This is a genomic window from Bradyrhizobium sp. Kon37 (assembly GCF_055807535.1).
Map to the genome: position 1 here is coordinate 250,391 of NZ_JBVVOY010000002.1, position 18,339 is coordinate 268,729.

Sequence of the window (18,339 nt, forward strand, 5' to 3'; positions counted from 1 at the left end):
CCCCTGTTGCCGGACCGTCTTCCGTTCGATTCGACTCTAAAGCAAGCACGAAACCACAATTCGATCTGCGAGCGCACGACATTCAGCGGTTGTAAACCTCCTCACCCGTTCTATCGTCGCATGATGCATCGTGACGGATTCGCATTGGCGCTGACCTATGCCCTCCGGACATCACATGCTGGCCGCATCCCGATGTTCTCGAAACTCTGTACAAGGATATGATCATGGGGCCTTCGCGACGTGAGTTCGTGAAGTGGTTGTCGGCGGGAGGCATCTCGGTCAGCCTGTCACATCTGGCGTCCGCGGCGGGCGTGCCCTTCGCAGCGCACGAGACGCTGCCCGGACGCGGCAAGTTCAATCCCGCGACAACGGGCGCCGGCCGCGTCGACGGCGTCGCCAAGGTCACGGGCGCAAAGCTTTACGCCTCCGACTTCCGCGCCAACGATCTGGCGGGCTGGCCGCAAGCCACCTCGCACGCCATCCTGGTCCGCGCCAACGACGCCACGCATGTCTATACCGGGCTGGACCTCGCCCGCCTCGGCGGCGCACTCAAGCCGTCGATGGTGGTGACTGCCGCCGATCTCGACCGCATCGGCACACAGGTGCCGGAATTCTATGCGGGCGACCTGTTCTGTCCGATCGGCAAGACGCCGCTTTATCTCGGGCAGCCGGTCGCGCTTTTGATCTTCGAGAAGTTCGATGCCTTCGACCAGGCGCGTCTCGCGCTGCGCGACGGCACGTTCGTCCAATTCGGCGAGGAGACGGGGCCTGTCGTCGTCCCGGATTACGGGGCCTTCCGCTTCACCCGCGTGGCAGGTCCCTCGCCTGACAAGCCGGATGTCTATTCGCCGCTCCAGGCCGGCTGGGTCTCGCCCAAGAAGGTGCAGAGCGCGGCGCTGCCGGTGTGGTCGCCGCTCGCGAAGGACATGCCGGCGGATTACGCCAAGGCGGCGAAACATGGCGAGCAGATCCGCGCCGAGCTTGCAGCGAATGACGCCTCGATACTGGTGCTCGACCGCGAGTTCGAGACGCAATCGGTCGACCCGATGTTCCTGGAGCCGGAATGCGGGCTCGCCTGGTACGACGGCAAGGGCGGCAATCTCGAACTGCTGCTTGGCGTGCAGTCGCCCTACGAGGCGGCGGAGTCGATCGCGCATCTGTTCGGCAAGGCCCGCGCGCCCTACAAGCCGGCGCACATCAACGCGCAGTTCGCCCATGTCGGCGGCGGCTTCGGTGGCCGCGATCACACGCCTTTCATTCTCTATGTTGCGCTCGCGGCGGTCTGCTTTCCCGGCAAGCCGGTGCGGCTGGCGCATGACCGCTACCAGCAATTTCAGGCCGGCATCAAACGCCACGCGATCAAGATGCGCTCGCGCATCGGCATCGATCGCGCGACCGGCAAGATCAAGGCGTTCGCCGCCGATCACGTGCTCGACGGCGGCGGGCTCGCCCATTTCTCGGCCAGCGTCGCCGTCGTCGCGGCCACCGGCGCGATCGGCATCTACGACATTCCGAAGGTCGACGTCAGGACCGTCGCGGTGCACTCGCGCGGCGTGAGCGCAGGCTCGATGCGCGGCTATGGCATCCTGCAAGCCATGACGGCGCTGGAAGTCCTGATCGACGAAGCCGCATCCGAGCTCAAGCGCGATCCGATCGAATTCCGGCGGCGCAATGCGCTGCCGCAGAACGGCCGGACCATGACCGGCAATCCCTACATCGTCTCGGTGCGGACGCCCGAAATCCTCGACAAGCTCGAGAAGCACCCGATCTGGCAGCAGCGGGCGCAGTTCAAGCAGACCTCGTCGGATCGGCTGGTCGGCACCGGCGTTGCCTGCGTGACGAAAGACTATGGCTCCGGCGCGGACGGCTCGCTCGGCCGTGTCGAGCTTGCCCCCGACGGCAGGATCGTGATCTTTTGCGATCATGTCGAGATGGGCAACGGCATCGGGACGGCGCTGGCCAACCGCGTCGCCGGCCATCTTGGCGCCATCGCCGACGAGGTCTCGGTCGCCCGCGTCGACAGCTATGACGTGCTCGGGCTGGTCACGTCGGGCGATCCCTCCACAATGGACCAGAAGACCCAGGATGCCGCGGAGAAAAATCCGCGCTGGGTGCCTGCGATCAGCTCGCCAACGAGCTCCTCGATCGGCGCCCATGTCGGCACGCATTCCGCCGCGGAAGCCGCCCGCGTGATTTTCCGCTTCGGCCTGTGGCCCGCGGCGCTCGAGCTGTGGCGCATCGCAAAGACTGATCCGCGCGCGCGACAATCGGCCAGCGCAAGCTGGCAGAACGGCCAGCTCACCATGCCCGGCCTGGAGCCGCTCGCCCTCCCTGCGCTCGCGGCAACAGCTCATGCGCGCGGCTTCGTCACCGGTGCGGTTGCGCACAGCTTCTCGCGCTGGGCGTGGTCGCGGGCACGCTTCCCGCTGTCCGGCGAGCAATACCGCGCCGAGATCGACGCGCTGGCGATCCGCAAAGGCAACGGCAAGTTCGAGCGGATCAACCGCAGCAGCGTCAAGTTTCCGCCGACCGACAACAACCGGATCGGCACCGCCTACACCTCGATGTGCGGCACGGTCGTCCGCGTCGAGATCGAGCGCGCAACCGGGAGCTTGCGCATCGCCAAGGCCTATAGCGTGCTCGAATGCGGCACCGCGCTGGTGCCCGAGGTGGTGATGGGCCAGGCCCAGGGCGGCTTCGCCATGGGCGTCGGCTACGCGCTGCTCGAAACCCTGCCCCCGTTCGAGGGCGGGCCGGGCAACGGCGAATGGAATCTCGGGCGCTATCTGGTCGCACGCGGCTCCGACCTGCCGCTCCGCGATCTCGAGATCGAGATGCTGAAGCCGCTAGTAGCGGACGAAGCACCGAAGGGCATGGCGGAGGTCGTGATGATCCCGATCGTGCCGGCGCTGATCAACGCCATCCACGACGCCACCGGCCATCGCTTCCGCGCGCTGCCGGTCACCGCAAGCCTATTGAAGGGAGTGCTCGCGTGACGACCCTCAGCCTCACCATCAACGGCCAGAAGCATGGTCCGATGGACGTCCGCGACGATCTCTCGATGAATGATTTTCTGCGCGAGATGCTGGGCATGACCGGCACCAAGTTCGGCTGCGGCGCCGCGCAATGCCTGAGCTGCGCCGTCATCATCGATGCGCCCGACGGCACCAGCACCACCACCCCGACCTGCGTCGCGCCCGCCGTGAATTTCGACGGCAAGTCGATCCGCACCGTCGAGGGCCACGCCAAGGACGGCGAGCTCTCGACCCTGCAAAAGGCCTTCATCGCGCATTTCGCCTTTCAATGCGGCTATTGCACCGCCGGCTTCCTCAATGAGGGCCAGGTCTTGCTGGAGCGCCTGTCGCGGGCACCGGTCGCGCGCGAGGCGCTGGAGCAGACCATCGCGGACGCGCTCGACGGTCATCTCTGCCGCTGCACCGGCTACGTCAAATATCACGAGGCGGTGCGCGACGTGATCCTCGCCGACTCGAAGCGCTACCTCATGGCCACCAAGTGACACGCATCATGATCTCCGACGTGCGGTTCAAGATGATTGCCGTGGTCGCCGCCCTCGCCGGCAGTCTCGGTGCGGGCTACGCGGCGTCGGAGACGGCAAGCCACGCCCTCGCCTCGCCCGAGAGCTTTGCTTCGATCGGCGACACAGAGAAGCGTTCGGCCGCAATCTTCACCGAGCTCGGCAAGGTGCTGACAAATCCGCGCTGCACCAATTGCCATCCGGCCGGCGACAGGCCGCACCAGGGCGACAATGCCCGCCTGCATCAGCCGCCGGTCACGCGCGGCACTGACGGCCATGGGCTCGAGGCGATGCGCTGCAACAGTTGCCACCAGAAGGCCAATTTCGAGCCCGGCCGCATGCCCGGCCATCCCGACTGGCATCTGGCCCCGCGCGAGATGGCCTGGGAGGGCAAGACCGTCGGCGAGATCTGCGAGCAGATCAGGGATCCCGCGCGCAATGGCGGCCGCAAGGTGGAAGACCTGATCGACCATATCGGCAAGGACACCCTCGTCGGCTGGGCCTGGAAGCCCGGCTTCGGCCGCTCACCCGTGCCGGGCACGCAAGCGCAGGCCGGCGCGCTGGTGGAGGCCTGGGTGAAGACCGGAGCGGCGTGTCCGGCGCCTTAGTGGGTGCTCACAAATTCGATTTGGATGAATAGCCGCTCTATCCTTGGGAGCAGACATGGTCAGCCCGCCTTAGAGAGTCGGCTATGGGCCAGAAGCAGAAGGTAGGGTTGGCACCGGCTGCGGTTCGACGCTGTCGGAGTTCGCCGGCTCTAAGTGTTGCCAAGAGCGTCTAAGACGAACTTGATTGGTTCGGGATGACGTGAGTGCTCACCCTCGAAGGATCGCCTCCACCATTCCATTTCCCGATACATAAATATTGGCGGGAACGCAGGAGCATCGAAATAAGGGGCTTCTCAGAATGAAACGAGAGTATTGTGATCTCTTGAAATCGATCTAAGTTCTAGAGTGCTGCTGCCATAGACGGTTCCGCCATTTTGGTGGCGCGACGGGGCGGCCTCATCGGTCAGTAAGCGCAGGTGTGGCTCCGCGATTTGCGGAAAGGTATCGAACCGGCCTCCAACTTTTGTAACAGAGACGCATGCGGTTGATTTGCGAGTCTCGTCTTGGCGATAGAGCGACAGCGCGTTGTAGTGAGGCTCAGCGCATGCGGAACCTGCTACTCGTTCGAAAGAGTACCAATCATCGCCAATCAAGCCGTAGGCTCTCTCAAAACGATCAAGTTCAACCAGCTTTCTTGCTATCGAGCCGCCGACGTTCATCCAAGTTGTGAGAAATATGCGAGGCCTGTTATCGGGAGTGATCCTCTCCCGTGGCCAAGATGCCACCTCGGCCTTACGCGCGTTAGGAGCCACGAGACGCGCATCGGCGACCGCATAGACGTAGCTTGCGAGCGGAAAAATGGCTGCCCCCACAAGAAATAGGGCGAGCAAATGCTGTCGCCGATTGATTGCGAGCCAGGAAGCGTAGCCGCACCCCATGACGAAAGCATAGAGTGGAAGCTGATAAATCAGAAGATCGATGTAGACGTTACTCGTAAATCCCAAGGGGGCACCTCTACAACGCAAGACTTAGCTGGAGGTCCTTTCAAGCCGATAAATGGAATACCTCGCATTGAATGGTCCGCTACGGGCCATGAGCCGACTTCCGGGCTGCGAACAGCGCTCGCTTGCCTTCGCACGTAGTTCCGCAAATGCGACGGCTAACGATTGGTGAAAACGAAGCCACAAAAGATGGCAGGCCATCGATCACTTCCACAACCTCTGTTTGCTATGAGGCTGCACTGCTACAACAGCCTGACCGCAATAGACGCGCCTAAGTGGACATGAAGACATTACCCAGTTTGATCTTCGGAGCCGTTGTCGTTTCAATCGGCTTGGGGCTTATGCTGTTGTTCTCGCAACCTTGGCTCCTCTTCGGCTTGCTGAGCTTCACGAAGTCGGTCAAGGTCAACGTACCTGGCCACGATGGCGCCTACTATTATCGATTCAAGGCCAGCTACGCCTACAAAGGCGAGCCGCTCGATTTCGACATCGTGGTCGGTTGCCACGTCAAAATCACCACCTACAAGGATAACGACCGAACAGTCGAAGTTGGCGTCGTCCCCACAATCTTCGGGCTCAAGACAAGAGATCAGCACGGTGTCGCAGTACTTCTGCCTGATGCCTGCCATGGCGAGACCACGCAGAACGGCAGAGTTCCCAAAAAGCTATTACCGCTCGCGGTCACGTACGAACGTGCCAATGAGCCTTGGTCAGGCGTAGCCTATGCATCGGAGGATGCATACGAAAGCCCGCGCTCTGAATTGAAATTCCTGGGTTCCACAATTTCCCGAGCAACGCGCGAAGAATGGGAAGTTTGGCGTGAGACCGAGGCGAAAAAGAATCTCATCACTTACGAGCTGTTGGGCATCAACCCGATAAATATGTGGAAGCCTCCTCAGTGGAAGCCCGGGCTTCGTGTAATGGCCTCCCAGTGCTTCGGCATTTCAAGAATGAAGCTCTCCGACGCGGTGCGCGATGTCGTAAGGTCTGGCTGGCCTCCGAGCAAACCAGCCTATTGGTTTCCTGATCAGCGAACGCGACATTCGCTTTGGGATATCGCCTATGGGCCTAGCAAACCTCCGCTCATCGAAGGGAATCGGTTCCAAGACTACTTTTCTGGCGTCTCTCCGGGGCATAACGGATTGGCCCGCCGCGAACCCGGCGCAGTCATATTCTTCAGTCGCCAAGTGGAAGGCGACGTCTACCCGGCGCACACAGATCTCTCGATCAACAGGCTAGAACCTACAGGTGAACTTCCTGCGGAGATGAGCGCGAAAGAGCGACTGGATTACTCCGCGGCTGAGATTGAGCCGGAACTACGCGGATTTGCTTTTTGCGACAGTTCAATCGTCTCAATCAACGGCGCGCCCCCGCTGCCTCCCCAATATCTTTATCGCAATGCGAACCGGATTAACGGCGAGGCGATCAGCGAAGAACTCGACAAACATGGCAGCAACTACCTCATCGCGTTCGAGCGCGACGAATACATCATCTTTCTGCGAACATACGAACTTGCAAGCGGCTTCGCAAAATTGTGAGGGGGAGCCGAGCAAGTATGAGCGGTCGTACTCGCATGCGGCCTTCAGCCAAAAGTCCGCTATGGGCCACAACCGGACATCGGCTTTCATTTTTCTGGCTCAGACCTTCCGGTCAATCTGATCGAACCGGGATAGGCTGTCGGCTTTTGCTTCACATACCCGATTTCTTCGGCCAACTTCTTACCCGCTTCTGTCCAGCGTCCAAAGCGGCTGTCGACAATTTCCATCAGTCCAAAGTCCGCGAGTGCCTGAATTGCAAGTTGTCCGGCGCTCTCCGCGAGAGTGTCAGCGTCATCCTCGTACTCGTACTGATATTGGTGAACCATGGCGACGAGTGCGATCAGGAGCTTCTTTTCGCTTTCCGTCATACTTCGTCCTATCAAGGGCAGGTCGCCCGATGCGGTGAAATCGGGAAACGTCTGTTTCGGCCAACAAGCGACATCCACAGTTCAGGCGGCGCTACTGTTCTGGACCATAGTCTTTTGGCGTCCCGTCACCGTGCACCGCGTCAAGCTCTCCTTCTCTGAAGGAAGCGTGGCGGCGTCGACCGGCCTCGATCCAAACGCAATGGATTTTTGGCTCGATGGATGAAGGAAAAACATCCTGATCGACAACCATGATCGGACCTCCACTCCTGTGGCGGACAAGATTACCGAGCCTGAACAAGGTTGTGGCCTCTGCTGAGAGGCGGCCAGAATACCTTCCGTCGCTCAGGACAGCAACACCGGGCCATGCGCTGAATGTCCGCTGTGGGTCAGAAGCGATCCTCGAATGGCTGCGCGCCGCAGGTCAGCAAAGGGCCATCAGCGGAAACGTATGCTCTCGCCGATTATCCCGAGAGCTACTTTCACCGACCCAACTGATACCCTTCGATCTCTGCCAATCCACAGTTCCGGAAGCGCTGCTTCGACCACTCGTTCCTACTTGGGTCGACGCCGCGGCGACAACAGTGCCCTTTTCACTAATCGCGAAGGTTGCGTGAAGCGTCTTTCTCGTGTTCGAGATCAATTAGGGCTGCTAGTATCCACATATCCTTTAGCAGATTTAGGCTTGGCCTCCGATGATCAAAACTCCAGGTGATAAGAATAGCGCACCAGAACATGTTGTTGGCCGTACGCCGTGGGATGTTGCTTCGGAAGCATTGGGCTTTGTGAAGCTGCAAGCCTCTCTGCTCATCATGGTTGGCTTATCGGCATTCGCAATCTACATGTTTTACGCAAAGGGCGCTGACCAGCAACAAGAAACCACAAAGAGACTTCTTGAAGTCGAAGTATTGTTGAAAGACGCGCATGAGACAGCCGGCAAGCTGAGATCGTTGCAAGTCACAGACCTCGAACGACAGTTTGATCTGACCGGTAAGGCTATGAAGCGGTCTGAGGACGCGCTATCTGAGGCAGCGAAGGCAGAGGCAAGTGCAAAGACGGCCTTGTCGAAAGCTGCAGAGGCCGACGCGAAAGTGACGGAAGCGACGACAAAAGTGGCGGAGATTGAGGCAAAAGTGAAGGAAGCCACGGCGAATGCGACCGAGGTCAGCGCGCAACGGGATCGTATTCAAGACTCTCTTGCCACGCAGACACGCAAGCTTACGTCAACGGAGAAAGACCTGGAACGAGTGAAAGCCAGTATCTTGGACCTAGCAGGGTCCCTTCGCGAGGAAGAGCGCTGGAAAGAGATACCCGGCAAGCTTAGTAGTCTCTTGACAGACGCGGGGGCGTCGTTCGATCGGCGGATTGAAAAAGCACTACAGAGCCTGGGGACATCGAACACCTTGCTGCCTGCAACGCCGGGACTGGACAATTCGTTGCTTGCTAACCCGATTGCACCCCCAAAGATCGAGCGGCAATTATCCCCTACGCTCATTGCTCAGATTCAGCGAACGCTGTGCATCAAGGTCGATGGCATGATCGGCGATGAAGAGTCGAACACCAGATCTGCGCTATTACAGTTCTTTGAGGGATACGACTACAAGCTGCGTCCGGACGAACCGAGTAGTCAACGAGGCCGAAAAGGAGAAAGAGCGCCCCTACCAGACCGCTTGGATTCGACAGCCCGCCCCAGCCAATCGCCGTACATTATTGATACGTCAGAACGGTTGACGGCGATATCGGCCGCGGTGGACAAATATGAGAGCTGCAACAAACATGGTTTCAAAAGCGCGTTCGAGGTTGGACTGTTTGCGCACTTCGGAAAGGAGCGGATCAGCAACACTATTCTGAAGGCCGCTTCGTTGGCGAAGATTGCTGTACAAAAAACAGGCAAGGAGTGGACCAACTCAGAAATGAGAGCGGCCGTTGAAAACTTGAGGAAGAAATACGGACTTAGCAGAGTTCGCGGTGACGATGCAGATGCAATAGACGATGCAGACGCAATAGACTCAGATCTTTTGGACATTTTGCGCGAAATAACTCAGGGGCGGCCTTTGCCGCCGCAAACCGGCCGGACTGGTTTCGAACTAACTATAGGGCTCAATCAAGCCAAAGCCATTCAGCGTGTGCTTTGTGTCGACGACACCGGCGATTTCGGGGCCGAGGGCTCTCCGACGCGCAGGGCGATGATCGACTTCATGTCCGCCCAAGGTGTGATGAGCTCAGGGAAGATCGAGAACCCGTCCGATCTCACTGTGCTGAGGGAGGCGGTGACGGTGGTGAACTCCTGCGCGATTGAAAAGTTGGCGAATTCGTTTGAATCCGGACTTTTCGCCAGGTTCGGCAAGAAACTCGTTCGCGATCGGATCAAGCGGGCGATCGACAGAGTCAACAAGCGCGTCGCCACGAAGATCGCTACGCCGCCCGAATTGCTCAATCCCGACGCGACAATGGGCGATAGCATTCGCGCTTCGGTGACGGCGCTCCGAACCGTCTTTGCCGGCGAAGGTCTGCCGATCGCTCAGGGAAGCGCGATAGATCCACAGCTGTGGAGGCAGATTACGAAGGAGGGCCTGATTGAATAAGGGTCACTTGCGCATGTCGACCTTATCGCCGCTGGAGGTCAGCTAAGGGTCACAAGCCGACATCGCCGCGAGTCGCGCGTCAGACCGGCCAGCGTTACCCTCTCAAGCAAAAGTGCCAGATCTCTAAGTAACCTTCCTAGCCCCGCCGCTTCAGCTTGAGCGATGCTGCCAGCCGCAAGCTACGCTTGCCGGCAAGCGCGATGCCTTCGAGTTCGCCGCTGTCGGCGGTGCAGGTTCCGGAAAATCCGATCCCGACCTCGTAGCCGCCAAACACGGGGTGCTCGCCTTTCGCCGGCGTGTGCTCCTGGTTGAGGATCTCGCCCTTCCAGCGGCCGTCCGCCGAGGAATAGGAGCCGAGATAATAGAAGAACGCGCCGCCGCGCTCGAAATAGCTTCCGAGATGCGCGAAGGCCGAATTGCCGCCCAGCAGCTTGCCGTCATGCATGCACATGATGCTGCGGCCGAAGACATCGTTGCCCCTTCCTCACGGTTTGGGAGCGGACATGATCAGCTCGCTTTAGCGAGTTAGGCTGCTACAAGCGGACTTCTATCTGTTTGTCGTTTGATGACCTCTGCCAAAGACAAATCGCTCTGCCCCCTGCAGAGCGTGGATGACTATCCGGCCGCGTGAGATGGCGAGGTGTTCCATCGCGCAAACAAAACGCCCCAGCGAAGCTGTCGAAGGCAAGCGAGGCAGAGAATGACACCCGCGCCCGCGATGACATCAATGAAATAATGGCCGCCTACAGTAGGTGTTGCAGCAAGCATCAGCACGTTCAAGACAAGGTATAGCGGGAAAAGCATCTTCACGCCGCGGCTGGCGTATATGAGTATTATGGCCAACGCAGCGTGAAAAGAAGGAAATGTGATCAGACCATTCACGTGCGTCAACGAGATGCGTGTCATCTCGCCGCTTCGGAGTGCGTTAAAATCGATCAAATGATACGCGTCGACTCGGTCGACGACGCCGAAGTAGACCCATGCGCTCGCTGCCGGCAGTAGCCATGAGATCGGAATAATCACGAGGAGGGATGTTACGAACAGCCAAACAAACTCTCGCATCCTTTCAAATCGTCCGCACGCACTCAGCCACACCAACAAGATAGCGACCTGCGGCATACAGCTATGATACGCGAATCCGAGGACCGCTTTGATAGTTGGTCTGGCCTCAACCCACTCAAAGAAAGCCAGCCAATTGAGTCTCAGCAGGGTGTCGACGCCGGCCAGCTGGGAATCGACCAACGGAAACTTTGCCGTGACGGTTAAATAACTTAGGATCGCGCCCACGACCGTAAAGGCAATGATCTGAGTTAAAGCGGTGGCCAGCTCAGCGATACGCCGATCCGGCCTCAACCTCGTGTAAACAAAGGAGAGAAGAGCGGCCGCGCAGAACGCCATCGCTTGCGTCGGGTCGATAGCCATCGTCATCCCATCGGCGCGAAGCCATATGAGGTCAACGGCTGCAACAATTGCAATTGCGATCCACAAGCGCAGAATTTCGCTGAATCGATAAGCATTCAGGACGGCAAGGACAAAACCTTCATTTCGCATTACTCTGTCCATTATCGCATCGTTCGGATCCGTGACCCCTCTTGGAATGTCAATATCCGAGGCTCGTCTAATGATTTCTTAATTTGGCTCGTACAAGTAAAGGGTGTGTGCGCCTCGGTAGGTTCCGCGCTGCTCATCAAATCTGACTACGCCGTTCGCATTGGATCATCGGCTGACCATAGGCTCCGAGGGGGCTCACGTCCGCTTCGAGGTCGCTTGCCGACATCGCCACGAGTCGCACGTCAGACCAGCGTTACCTTCTCAAGCAGACATGCCAGATCTCTAAGTAACCGTCCTACGCCCTTCGCATCAGCTTGAGCGATGCTGCCAGCCGCAGGCTGCGCTTGCCCGCGAGTGCAATGCCTTCGAGTTCGCCGCTGTCGGCGGTGCAGGTGCCGGAGAAGCCGATCCCGACCTCATAGCCGCCGAACACGGGATTTTCGCCCTTCGCCGGCGTGTGCTCCTGGTTGAGGATCTCGCCCTTCCAGCGGCCGTCAGCCGAGGAATAGGAGCCGAGATAGTAGAAGAACGCATCGCCGCCCAGGATGCGGCCGTCCATCAGCAGCATGACGCCGGAGAGCCCGGCATCGACCCCGTCGAGCGCGCGCAGGTGGATCGCATAGAGCCCGTTCACCACCCCGCCCGGACCAATCGTCCCCTGCGGCGGCAACCCCTCGTCATCGAGCCGCGTGAGATTGGCCCAGAAACCGGCGCCCGGCATCGTGTCCGCGCTGCCCGCAAGACGGATCTGGTTGCCAACGAGCCGGCCGCGCGCACCGATCGAGGCGACGTCGGCCCCCATCAGCGGCTTGTAGTTGGGATCGTCGTTATGCCGTTCGGTGATGACTTCGGCGATGATCTCGCCGTCGCGCTCGAAATAGCTTCCGAGATGCGCGAAGGCCGAATTGCCGCCAAGCAGCTTGCCGTCATGCATGCACATGATGCTGCGGCCGAAGGCATCGTTGACGCCGTATTCAACCTTGTAGAGTCCGTCCAGCAACGCAATTGACCCGGAATATCAGAAGGAAAGCACGCGCTACCTAGCACCGCCGTCGCACCAAGACCATCGGGCTTTTTCGCGCAGGGCCATTCGCGAAGCCACACCCTGCCATGATGCCATCATGCGCCTGTTTTGCCCGACGCCGCAACAGAATTCGGTAATTCCGCAGGTAGCGATTTCACACCATTTGCGGACCTGTGATTTCAAACACTTGGCTACTGTGCATGGGGTTGTTTTTCGAGTTTTTTGTTTGGCCGGTCGCGAGCGGCCTCTCAGGCGCTAGTGACGCTTGAAATACTGCACCTCGCGCTCATGCTTCTCGGCCGCCGCGCGGCTCCTGAACGTGCCGAGGTTGCGGCGCTTGCCGGTCTTGGGATTCACCTTGCGCGAATAGAGCCGATATTCGCCGGATGCGAGCTTGCGGATCATGGTTGCGCCTCCTGCTTGTCGAGGATTCAACGGACCGCGTCCGGGCTGGTTCCTGACGCATTCGAACCCGTCGACACAAGCACGCGACAAAGCGGGCATGGAGCAGTCACAGCCATGGGCGGCGGACGAAATTGCAACCTTCATCGCGAGCGCGGCGAAGCTGCCGCTGCTCGATGCCGCGTTCGAGCTCTGGCGCCGACGCTATCGGCTGGATTCGATCGAGGGGCGCCCGACCGCCGAAGAGGTTCGCGTCAACCGCACCCTCACGCCGGAGCAGAGCAGCGCGAAGTACCGCCGGGATCGCGACCACGCCCATCAGGGACCGCTGTTCGGTTATGTGAGGCGCGCTCATCCGCGCGCCGACGACGATGCGATCAGGCAAGCCATCATCACCGCCGTCAGGTTCGAGGACGCGACCTTCGCGCATTTCAGCTGGGACGGCGATTTCTGGGACTGCGTCGTGCGCGCGGTGGCCCGGGCGGCCGCGCAATATCCGGATTTTCTCGAGACGACTTATCGCGACGCCCGCAACAACGTCGCCTACTACTACAAGTGAGCTACGGCATGATCCGGAAAAGTGCGCAGCGGTCTTCCGAAAAGATCATGCTCACAAATAAATCCAAGGCGCGTGCAACGCGCTTTAGAAGCACAGCGTGGTGACGAGCTTGCCCTGCTTGTCCTTGATCGCATAGGGACAGCGCAGCCGCTCCAGCGCCTGCTTGGCATCGGCGTCGCCAAGCGCTGCGGCGCGCTCGTAATAGGATTTCGCGGCGTCCTTGTCTTTTGGCCCGCCGCGGCCTTCCTGTGCGAAGGCGCCCATCCGCTCCAGCGCGCCGGGATGGTTTTGCGCTGCAGCCTTCTCGAACAGCGCACGCGCCGCGGCGTCGTCCTTCGCCCCGCCCGTGCCTTCGGAGAGCATCATGCCGAGCTGGTACTGCGCCTCCGCATTGGTCTCGGCGGCCTTGCCGAGCAATGCGCGCGCCTGTGCCGGATCGGCCGGCGCGGCACCGCCCGTGCCACTGAGCGCGGCGAGATTGCTGATGCCGCGGGGATTGCCGGCCTGCGCCGCCTTCTCGAACAATTTGCGCGCCTGCGCTTCATCCCTGGCGACACCGGAGCCGGTGCCGTAGGCCACACCGAGCTCAACCATCGCCGCGCTCGATCCCTTGTCGGCGGCCTTGCGCCAGGCGGCCATCGCGTCCGCCGTCTGCCGGTTGGCCGCGTAGGCGCGGCCGAGCGCGAACATCGCGCGCCGCGATGACGGCGCGGCCTGCTTGCAGAATTTGATGGCGGTCGCGACGTCGGAGGCCGCAATCTCCGTCACGCCCCTGATGTCGGCCGGCTTGTCGGGATCGCTGGGGTCGGCGGCAACCCGGTCGCACAGGACGAGATCGGCCGATTGCGCATGCGCCGACAACGGCACCGCAAGCGTGAGAAGGATCGCAACGAGGAAAGTCCGCATGGACGCCAAGTTGCGTCGTCGCCCCGGCAAATTCAAGGCTCGAGTCCCGATTGACGCAAGACGGGGACGACCTCGGGCGATGCCAGATAGGCCAGCAGCCGATCCGCGGCGTCGGCATGCTCGGCGTTGGCCATCCGGCCGGCGGAGAACACGGCCGGCGTTTGCAGATCGTGCGGGACCGGGCCGACCACCTCGATGCCCTCGACCTGCTTCAGCTCGCTGATCTGCTGCACGGCGAGGTCGGCCTCGCCGCTCACGAGCCGCTCCGCGGTAAAGCCCTGCTCGACGATGGTGGCCTTGGCATTGATCTGGGCTGCGATCCCCATCTGCGCGATCAACCGGGCGAAATAGACCCCGCTCGCCCCCAGCCGCGAATAGGCCACGGACCGCGCCGCAAGCAGGGTGTTGCGCAGCGCGGATTCCGTGGCGATATCGGGATGTGCTTGCCCTGCCCGCACTGCGATGCCGACGAAGGAGCGCGCGAGATCGGCCGCGTTCCCTGAGACGACGCGGCCCTCGCCGATCATCTCGTCGAGCCCTTCGCGGGTGAGGATCACGAGATCGGCGGCCTCCCCGTCCCGCAACCGCTTGAGCAGTGCCAGGGTCGGCGCGAAATCGGCCTCGATGCGGACGCCGGTCGCGGTCTCATACGCTGAGGACAGGCTGCGCATCGCGCCCATCAGGCCGAGCGTCGAAAGCATGCGAATTGTTTCCATGAGCTATTCCCGTGGCGATCAGGCGCGGTGCATCAGCTTGAGCGCGGCGGTCAGGCGCAGGCTGCGCTTGCCGGCGAGCGCCGTTGCCTCCAGCACCGCCTCCTCGGCGTCATAAGTGCCGGAGAAGCCGATGCCGACCTCGTGGCCGCCGAAGATCGGATCGTCCTTGGCCGGCGTGTGCTCCTGATTGAGGATCTGGCCCTTCCAGCGACCGTTGGCGGCGGTGTAGCTGCCGAGATAGTAGAATGATGCATCGCCGCCGAGGATGCGGCCCTTGTTGAGCAGCATCACGCCGGTGAGACCGCCGTCGACGCCATCGAGCATGCGCACATGCACCGAGTAGAGCCCGTCGGCGATGCCGGCCTCGCCGACGCCGCCGGCGATCGGCATCTCGTCTTCGGTGATCGGCGTCATCAACGATTGAAAGGGTACGCCGGGCAGCTCCTTGAGCTCGCCCTTGAAGCGATAGAGATCGCCGTCGGCCCAGCCCTTGGCCAGCAGGGTCGCATCGTCCGTGCCCGCCATGGCGCGGTAGTTCGGATCGGGGTTGTGGCGGACCGTGCTGATCACGATGTCGATGCCGGCTTCGGTCTTGGCGTAGGTGCCGATATGGGCGAAGGCCGAATTGCCACCGAGCATCTTGCCGTTGCCAGCATGCATCACGCTCCGGCCGACGGCGTCGCCGAGCTGAAATCTCGTCTTGTAGAAGCCTTCAAACACCAGCCGTCCCCGGCCCTGCACGCATCCAGACGCACTCTATCCCGCTTTCGGCGGCGATGGACAAGTTTCGCGCCATGATGTCCGAGGGGTCTTCCGCAACGGCTGTCATCGGAACGAAAAATCCGCCGAAGCCTTTCGGCTTCGGCGGATCGAAGTCCAACCCGGGCCAGCCCCCAGCCCGGGCCGGGAGGATTTAGGCGGCGGCCTTCTTGTCGGCCGGCACGGAGGCGATCGTCTTCAGGATCTGCGAAGCGATCTGGTATGGGTCGCCCTGCGAGTTCGGACGACGGTCTTCCAGATAGCCCTTGTAACCGTTGTTGACGAAGGAGTGCGGCACGCGGATCGAAGCACCGCGATCGGCAATGCCGTAGCTGAACTTGTTCCAGGGCGCGGTCTCGTGCTTGCCGGTCAGACGCTTGTCGTTGTCCGGGCCGTAGACGGCGATGTGGTCCATCAGGTTCTTGTCGAACGCCGCCATCAGCGCCTCGAAGTACTCCTTGCCGCCGACCGTACGCATATACTCGGTCGAGAAGTTGGCATGCATGCCGGAGCCGTTCCAGTCGGTGTCGCCGAGCGGCTTGCAGTGGAACTCGATGTCGATGCCGTACTTCTCGGTCAGGCGCAGCATCAGGTAGCGGGCCATCCACATTTCGTCAGCGGCCTTCTTGGAGCCTTTGCCGAAGATCTGGAATTCCCACTGGCCCTTCGCGACTTCCGCGTTGATGCCTTCATGGTTGATGCCGGCAGCCAGGCAGAGGTCGAGATGCTCTTCGACGATCTTGCGGGCGACGTCGCCGACGTTCGAGAAGCCGACGCCGGTGTAGTACGGACCCTGCGGCGCCGGATAGCCGGAGGCCGGGAAGCCGAGCGGACGGCCGTCCTTGTAGAAGAAGTATTCCTGCTCGAACCCGAACCAGGCGCCGGAATCGTCGAGGATGGTGGCGCGCTTGTTGGTCGAGTGCGGGGTCTTGCCGTCGGGCATCATGACTTCGCACATCACGAGCACGCCGTTGGTGCGGGCGCCATCCGGGAACACCGCGACCGGCTTCAGCACGCAATCGGAGCTGTGGCCTTCAGCCTGCTGGGTGGAGGAGCCATCGAAGCCCCAGAGCGGAAGCTGCTCGAGCGTCGGAAACGACGCGAATTCCTTGATCTGAGTTTTGCCGCGCAAGTTCGGAGTCGGCGTATATCCGTCGAGCCAGATGTACTCGAGCTTATACTTGGTCATTGAGCCTCTCTGTAGATGATGCGAAAGGTGGGGGCCGCAGGGCCCCCGCACGATTGTTTACCCGGCCAACATCGGCCGACCCTTTCCAAGCATTTTACGTGCCAAAAGGCCGCAGCGCGGGAGGTTTTCCACCGCCGGCGGCCCCCTCTCCCTCCCGGCGGATCGGCCAGTGCGCCGTGCGTCATAGCGGCGCACCTTTGCGTGAAGCTGCACCGCAAAAATCCCGCGGAAAACGCCCGATTCTGGAGCAGGCAGGCCCCGGCCTGAGGTTGCCGACTAAACGCGCATCAACGTCCGGCAATATTCGCCAAGTCTGCGACCGTCGCCCGCAACCTTCGCAACGGCCCACGCGTTAGCCACCCGAGCGCTGCCTTAGAGGAAGCAGAATGCAACCTGCCTACAAAATAGGCCAAGGCTGATTTCCTTTTCAGCACTTTGCATTTCGGAATGCACGGCCGATATGGGGATTCCAGTAACCACAAGCCAACGAGTCGGGCGCACCATGGAGGCCAGCGCTGCGATCTCGGGAGATACCGCAATGATGAACAATGGACTGAGTCACGGATCTGCACAGATCTACCAATTCCCTGTCGGGGGCCGCTCGGCTCTCGGGGGGCGCCGCGACGGTGAGACCCGCCTTCCCGCCAACCACGCCTCGCTCCCCGTGAACGAGACGATTTGCAGCGGTAGCTGGTACCATCAGGAAGCAGTCGATGAAGCCAAGCCGAAATGGGATCGCTGATGCCCGCGTTCGGTTCAATACCGCCGCGCCCTCTCAAGCGTCCGGCGTCAGTTTGAAAAAGGGTCGAAACAACGAAGTTTCGGCCCTTTTTGATTCCGGACTTGATTGCGGGATCATATGGTCGCAGAGGCGGTCACCGACCGCTTCAGATGCGTGACAAGACACCTCCATGAAAGATTCCCCTGCCCGCCACCTCGCCCTGCAAGGCGCCAGCAATTTTCGCGACCTCGGCGGCTATCCGACAGCAGATGGCCGTAACACGCGCTGGCGGCAGATCTTCCGCTCCAATCATCTCGGCCAGCTCACTGCTGCCGATGTCGAGATCGTCCGCGCGCTGGGCGTGCGCAGCGCCTTCGATTTTCGCGGCGTCGAGGAGCGCGCGGCGGGTGTCTGCGTGGTCAGCGAGATCGCCGTGCATTCACTGCCGATCGAGCCGACGGTCGTGGCCGCGCTGCGCGCCGAGCTCGCCAGGGGCAGGCTGACCGCTCCGGTGGCGCTCGAACTCATGCGCGAATCCTATCGCAACTACGTCCGCCACAACACGGCCAGTTTCCGCAACCTGTTCGGGCATCTCCTGGAGGACCGCGCGCCGCTCGTCATTCACTGTACCGCCGGCAAGGACCGCACCGGCTTTGCCAGCGCGCTGATCCTGCATGCGCTCGGCGTGGCTGACGATGTCATTGCCGAGGACTATCTGCTGACCAACCAGCACTACAAGCGCGACGCATCAAATGTCTCCGATCTTCCCGCCGATGTTCTCGACGCGATCGGCACCGTCGAGGCCTCGTATCTTGCCGCTGCTTTCGAGGCCGTCGGTAGCGAGTATGGCGACCTCGAAACCTACTTGCGCAAGGGTCTCAAGCTCGGCACAGCGGAGCGGACCGCACTGAAGGCGCGCTATTTGCAATCGTAAGCGGGC

General features: G+C 61.1%; 19 protein-coding genes. 8 read left to right on the forward strand and 11 right to left on the reverse strand.

The genetic code is table 11. The features are described from left to right. The first annotated feature begins 224 nt into the window (after positions 1–224). The 3 genes from AC0L3J_RS05420 to AC0L3J_RS05430 are packed head-to-tail and all read left to right on the forward strand — an operon-like array spanning position 225 to position 4,143. The gene (locus AC0L3J_RS05420; RefSeq protein WP_473346293.1) at positions 225–2,996 is read left to right on the forward strand and encodes a xanthine dehydrogenase family protein molybdopterin-binding subunit; all 2,772 of its coding nucleotides are present in this window, start codon (positions 225–227) and stop codon (positions 2,994–2,996) included. Continuing rightward, positions 2,993–3,517 (forward strand): (2Fe-2S)-binding protein, encoded by a 525-nt coding sequence (locus AC0L3J_RS05425; protein WP_473346294.1) that lies wholly within the window; start codon positions 2,993–2,995, stop codon positions 3,515–3,517. Before AC0L3J_RS05420 ends, AC0L3J_RS05425 begins: the two co-directional genes overlap by 4 nt. An 8-nt stretch (positions 3,518–3,525) precedes the next feature. Further along, positions 3,526–4,143: an Isoquinoline 1-oxidoreductase subunit gene (locus AC0L3J_RS05430; RefSeq protein ID WP_473346746.1), complete on the forward strand. Its 618-nt coding sequence runs from the start codon at positions 3,526–3,528 to the stop codon at positions 4,141–4,143. A gap of 293 nt (positions 4,144–4,436) precedes the next feature. On the opposite strand, the gene AC0L3J_RS05435 is transcribed toward AC0L3J_RS05430, so the two are convergent. Further along, positions 4,437–5,087 carry a hypothetical protein gene (locus AC0L3J_RS05435; RefSeq protein ID WP_473346295.1) on the reverse strand — a complete coding sequence of 217 codons (651 nt, stop codon included), beginning with the start codon at positions 5,085–5,087 and terminating at the stop codon, positions 4,437–4,439. A 272-nt stretch (positions 5,088–5,359) separates the two neighbouring features. Here AC0L3J_RS05435 and AC0L3J_RS05440 point away from each other — a divergent pair, with 272 nt between their 5' ends. Further along, complete coding sequence (locus AC0L3J_RS05440) at positions 5,360–6,622, forward strand: hypothetical protein (protein ID WP_473346297.1); 1,263 nt, start codon at positions 5,360–5,362, stop codon at positions 6,620–6,622. Positions 6,623–6,708: 86 nt separating this feature from the next. On the opposite strand, the gene AC0L3J_RS05445 is transcribed toward AC0L3J_RS05440, so the two are convergent. Together AC0L3J_RS05445 and AC0L3J_RS05450 are read right to left on the reverse strand one after the other, a co-directional pair. After that, a complete protein-coding gene (locus AC0L3J_RS05445; protein ID WP_473346299.1) occupies positions 6,709–6,990 on the reverse strand; it encodes a hypothetical protein in 282 nt (93 codons plus the stop codon). Positions 6,991–7,081: 91 nt separating this feature from the next. After that, the gene (locus AC0L3J_RS05450; protein ID WP_473346301.1) at positions 7,082–7,240 is read right to left on the reverse strand and encodes a hypothetical protein; all 159 of its coding nucleotides are present in this window, start codon (positions 7,238–7,240) and stop codon (positions 7,082–7,084) included. A 442-nt stretch (positions 7,241–7,682) separates the two neighbouring features. Between AC0L3J_RS05450 and AC0L3J_RS05455 the strand changes: the two genes are divergently transcribed. Continuing rightward, complete coding sequence (locus AC0L3J_RS05455; protein WP_473346302.1) at positions 7,683–9,572, forward strand: hypothetical protein; 1,890 nt, start codon at positions 7,683–7,685, stop codon at positions 9,570–9,572. Between the two features lie 136 nt (positions 9,573–9,708). On the opposite strand, the gene AC0L3J_RS05460 is transcribed toward AC0L3J_RS05455, so the two are convergent. The 4 genes from AC0L3J_RS05460 to AC0L3J_RS05475 form a co-directional block, all read right to left on the reverse strand. Continuing rightward, positions 9,709–10,023, reverse strand: coding sequence for a hypothetical protein (locus AC0L3J_RS05460; RefSeq protein WP_473346303.1), 315 nt, complete (start codon positions 10,021–10,023; stop codon positions 9,709–9,711). 164 nt (positions 10,024–10,187) lie between these two features. After that, positions 10,188–11,123 carry a phosphatase PAP2 family protein gene (locus AC0L3J_RS05465; protein ID WP_473346304.1) on the reverse strand — a complete coding sequence of 312 codons (936 nt, stop codon included), beginning with the start codon at positions 11,121–11,123 and terminating at the stop codon, positions 10,188–10,190. A gap of 295 nt (positions 11,124–11,418) precedes the next feature. Next, the gene (locus AC0L3J_RS05470) at positions 11,419–12,123 is read right to left on the reverse strand and encodes a GrlR family regulatory protein (protein ID WP_247408493.1); all 705 of its coding nucleotides are present in this window, start codon (positions 12,121–12,123) and stop codon (positions 11,419–11,421) included. A gap of 279 nt (positions 12,124–12,402) precedes the next feature. Further along, entirely contained in the window at positions 12,403–12,552 is a 150-nt protein-coding gene (locus tag AC0L3J_RS05475) for a hypothetical protein (RefSeq protein WP_007591825.1), read from the reverse strand. A gap of 97 nt (positions 12,553–12,649) precedes the next feature. Here AC0L3J_RS05475 and AC0L3J_RS05480 point away from each other — a divergent pair, with 97 nt between their 5' ends. Further along, the gene (locus tag AC0L3J_RS05480; protein WP_473346306.1) at positions 12,650–13,108 is read left to right on the forward strand and encodes a hypothetical protein; all 459 of its coding nucleotides are present in this window, start codon (positions 12,650–12,652) and stop codon (positions 13,106–13,108) included. A gap of 84 nt (positions 13,109–13,192) precedes the next feature. Here the strand turns inward: AC0L3J_RS05480 and AC0L3J_RS05485 are convergent, their stop codons facing one another. From AC0L3J_RS05485 to AC0L3J_RS05500, 4 genes are all read right to left on the reverse strand, one after another. After that, positions 13,193–14,014 carry a tetratricopeptide repeat protein gene (locus tag AC0L3J_RS05485; protein WP_473346308.1) on the reverse strand — a complete coding sequence of 274 codons (822 nt, stop codon included), beginning with the start codon at positions 14,012–14,014 and terminating at the stop codon, positions 13,193–13,195. A gap of 32 nt (positions 14,015–14,046) precedes the next feature. After that, positions 14,047–14,730 carry a substrate-binding domain-containing protein gene (locus tag AC0L3J_RS05490; RefSeq protein WP_473346309.1) on the reverse strand — a complete coding sequence of 228 codons (684 nt, stop codon included), beginning with the start codon at positions 14,728–14,730 and terminating at the stop codon, positions 14,047–14,049. A gap of 18 nt (positions 14,731–14,748) precedes the next feature. Further along, entirely contained in the window at positions 14,749–15,450 is a 702-nt protein-coding gene (locus tag AC0L3J_RS05495) for a GrlR family regulatory protein (protein WP_473346311.1), read from the reverse strand. Between the two features lie 193 nt (positions 15,451–15,643). Next, a complete protein-coding gene (locus AC0L3J_RS05500) occupies positions 15,644–16,678 on the reverse strand; it encodes a glutamine synthetase beta-grasp domain-containing protein (RefSeq protein WP_007591833.1) in 1,035 nt (344 codons plus the stop codon). A 541-nt stretch (positions 16,679–17,219) separates the two neighbouring features. Here AC0L3J_RS05500 and AC0L3J_RS05505 point away from each other — a divergent pair. Together AC0L3J_RS05505 and AC0L3J_RS05510 are read left to right on the forward strand one after the other, a co-directional pair. Further along, a complete protein-coding gene (locus tag AC0L3J_RS05505; protein WP_473346747.1) occupies positions 17,220–17,420 on the forward strand; it encodes a DUF2735 domain-containing protein in 201 nt (66 codons plus the stop codon). 169 nt (positions 17,421–17,589) lie between these two features. Then, on the forward strand, positions 17,590–18,333 hold the full coding sequence (locus AC0L3J_RS05510) for a tyrosine-protein phosphatase (protein ID WP_473346312.1): 744 nt from the start codon (positions 17,590–17,592) through the stop codon (positions 18,331–18,333). Positions 18,334–18,339: the final 6 nt, after the last annotated feature.

What these genes read in the sequence shown, in the direction of transcription:
- AC0L3J_RS05420 (WP_473346293.1), top strand. Translation starts at nt 225, where the DNA reads ATGGGGCCTTCGCGACGTGAGTTCGTGAAGTGGTTGTCGGCGGGAGGC.
- AC0L3J_RS05430 (WP_473346746.1), top strand. Translation starts at nt 3,526, where the DNA reads ATGATCTCCGACGTGCGGTTCAAGATGATTGCCGTGGTCGCCGCCCTC.
- AC0L3J_RS05445 (WP_473346299.1), bottom strand. Translation starts at nt 6,990, where the DNA reads ATGACGGAAAGCGAAAAGAAGCTCCTGATCGCACTCGTCGCCATGGTT.
- AC0L3J_RS05450 (WP_473346301.1), bottom strand. Translation starts at nt 7,240, where the DNA reads ATGGTTGTCGATCAGGATGTTTTTCCTTCATCCATCGAGCCAAAAATC.
- AC0L3J_RS05455 (WP_473346302.1), top strand. Translation starts at nt 7,683, where the DNA reads ATGATCAAAACTCCAGGTGATAAGAATAGCGCACCAGAACATGTTGTT.
- AC0L3J_RS05460 (WP_473346303.1), bottom strand. Translation starts at nt 10,023, where the DNA reads ATGTGCATGCATGACGGCAAGCTGCTGGGCGGCAATTCGGCCTTCGCG.
- AC0L3J_RS05465 (WP_473346304.1), bottom strand. Translation starts at nt 11,123, where the DNA reads ATGCGAAATGAAGGTTTTGTCCTTGCCGTCCTGAATGCTTATCGATTC.
- AC0L3J_RS05475 (WP_007591825.1), bottom strand. Translation starts at nt 12,552, where the DNA reads ATGATCCGCAAGCTCGCATCCGGCGAATATCGGCTCTATTCGCGCAAG.
- AC0L3J_RS05480 (WP_473346306.1), top strand. Translation starts at nt 12,650, where the DNA reads ATGGAGCAGTCACAGCCATGGGCGGCGGACGAAATTGCAACCTTCATC.
- AC0L3J_RS05485 (WP_473346308.1), bottom strand. Translation starts at nt 14,014, where the DNA reads ATGCGGACTTTCCTCGTTGCGATCCTTCTCACGCTTGCGGTGCCGTTG.
- AC0L3J_RS05490 (WP_473346309.1), bottom strand. Translation starts at nt 14,730, where the DNA reads ATGGAAACAATTCGCATGCTTTCGACGCTCGGCCTGATGGGCGCGATG.
- AC0L3J_RS05500 (WP_007591833.1), bottom strand. Translation starts at nt 16,678, where the DNA reads ATGACCAAGTATAAGCTCGAGTACATCTGGCTCGACGGATATACGCCG.
- AC0L3J_RS05505 (WP_473346747.1), top strand. Translation starts at nt 17,220, where the DNA reads ATGAACAATGGACTGAGTCACGGATCTGCACAGATCTACCAATTCCCT.
- AC0L3J_RS05510 (WP_473346312.1), top strand. Translation starts at nt 17,590, where the DNA reads ATGAAAGATTCCCCTGCCCGCCACCTCGCCCTGCAAGGCGCCAGCAAT.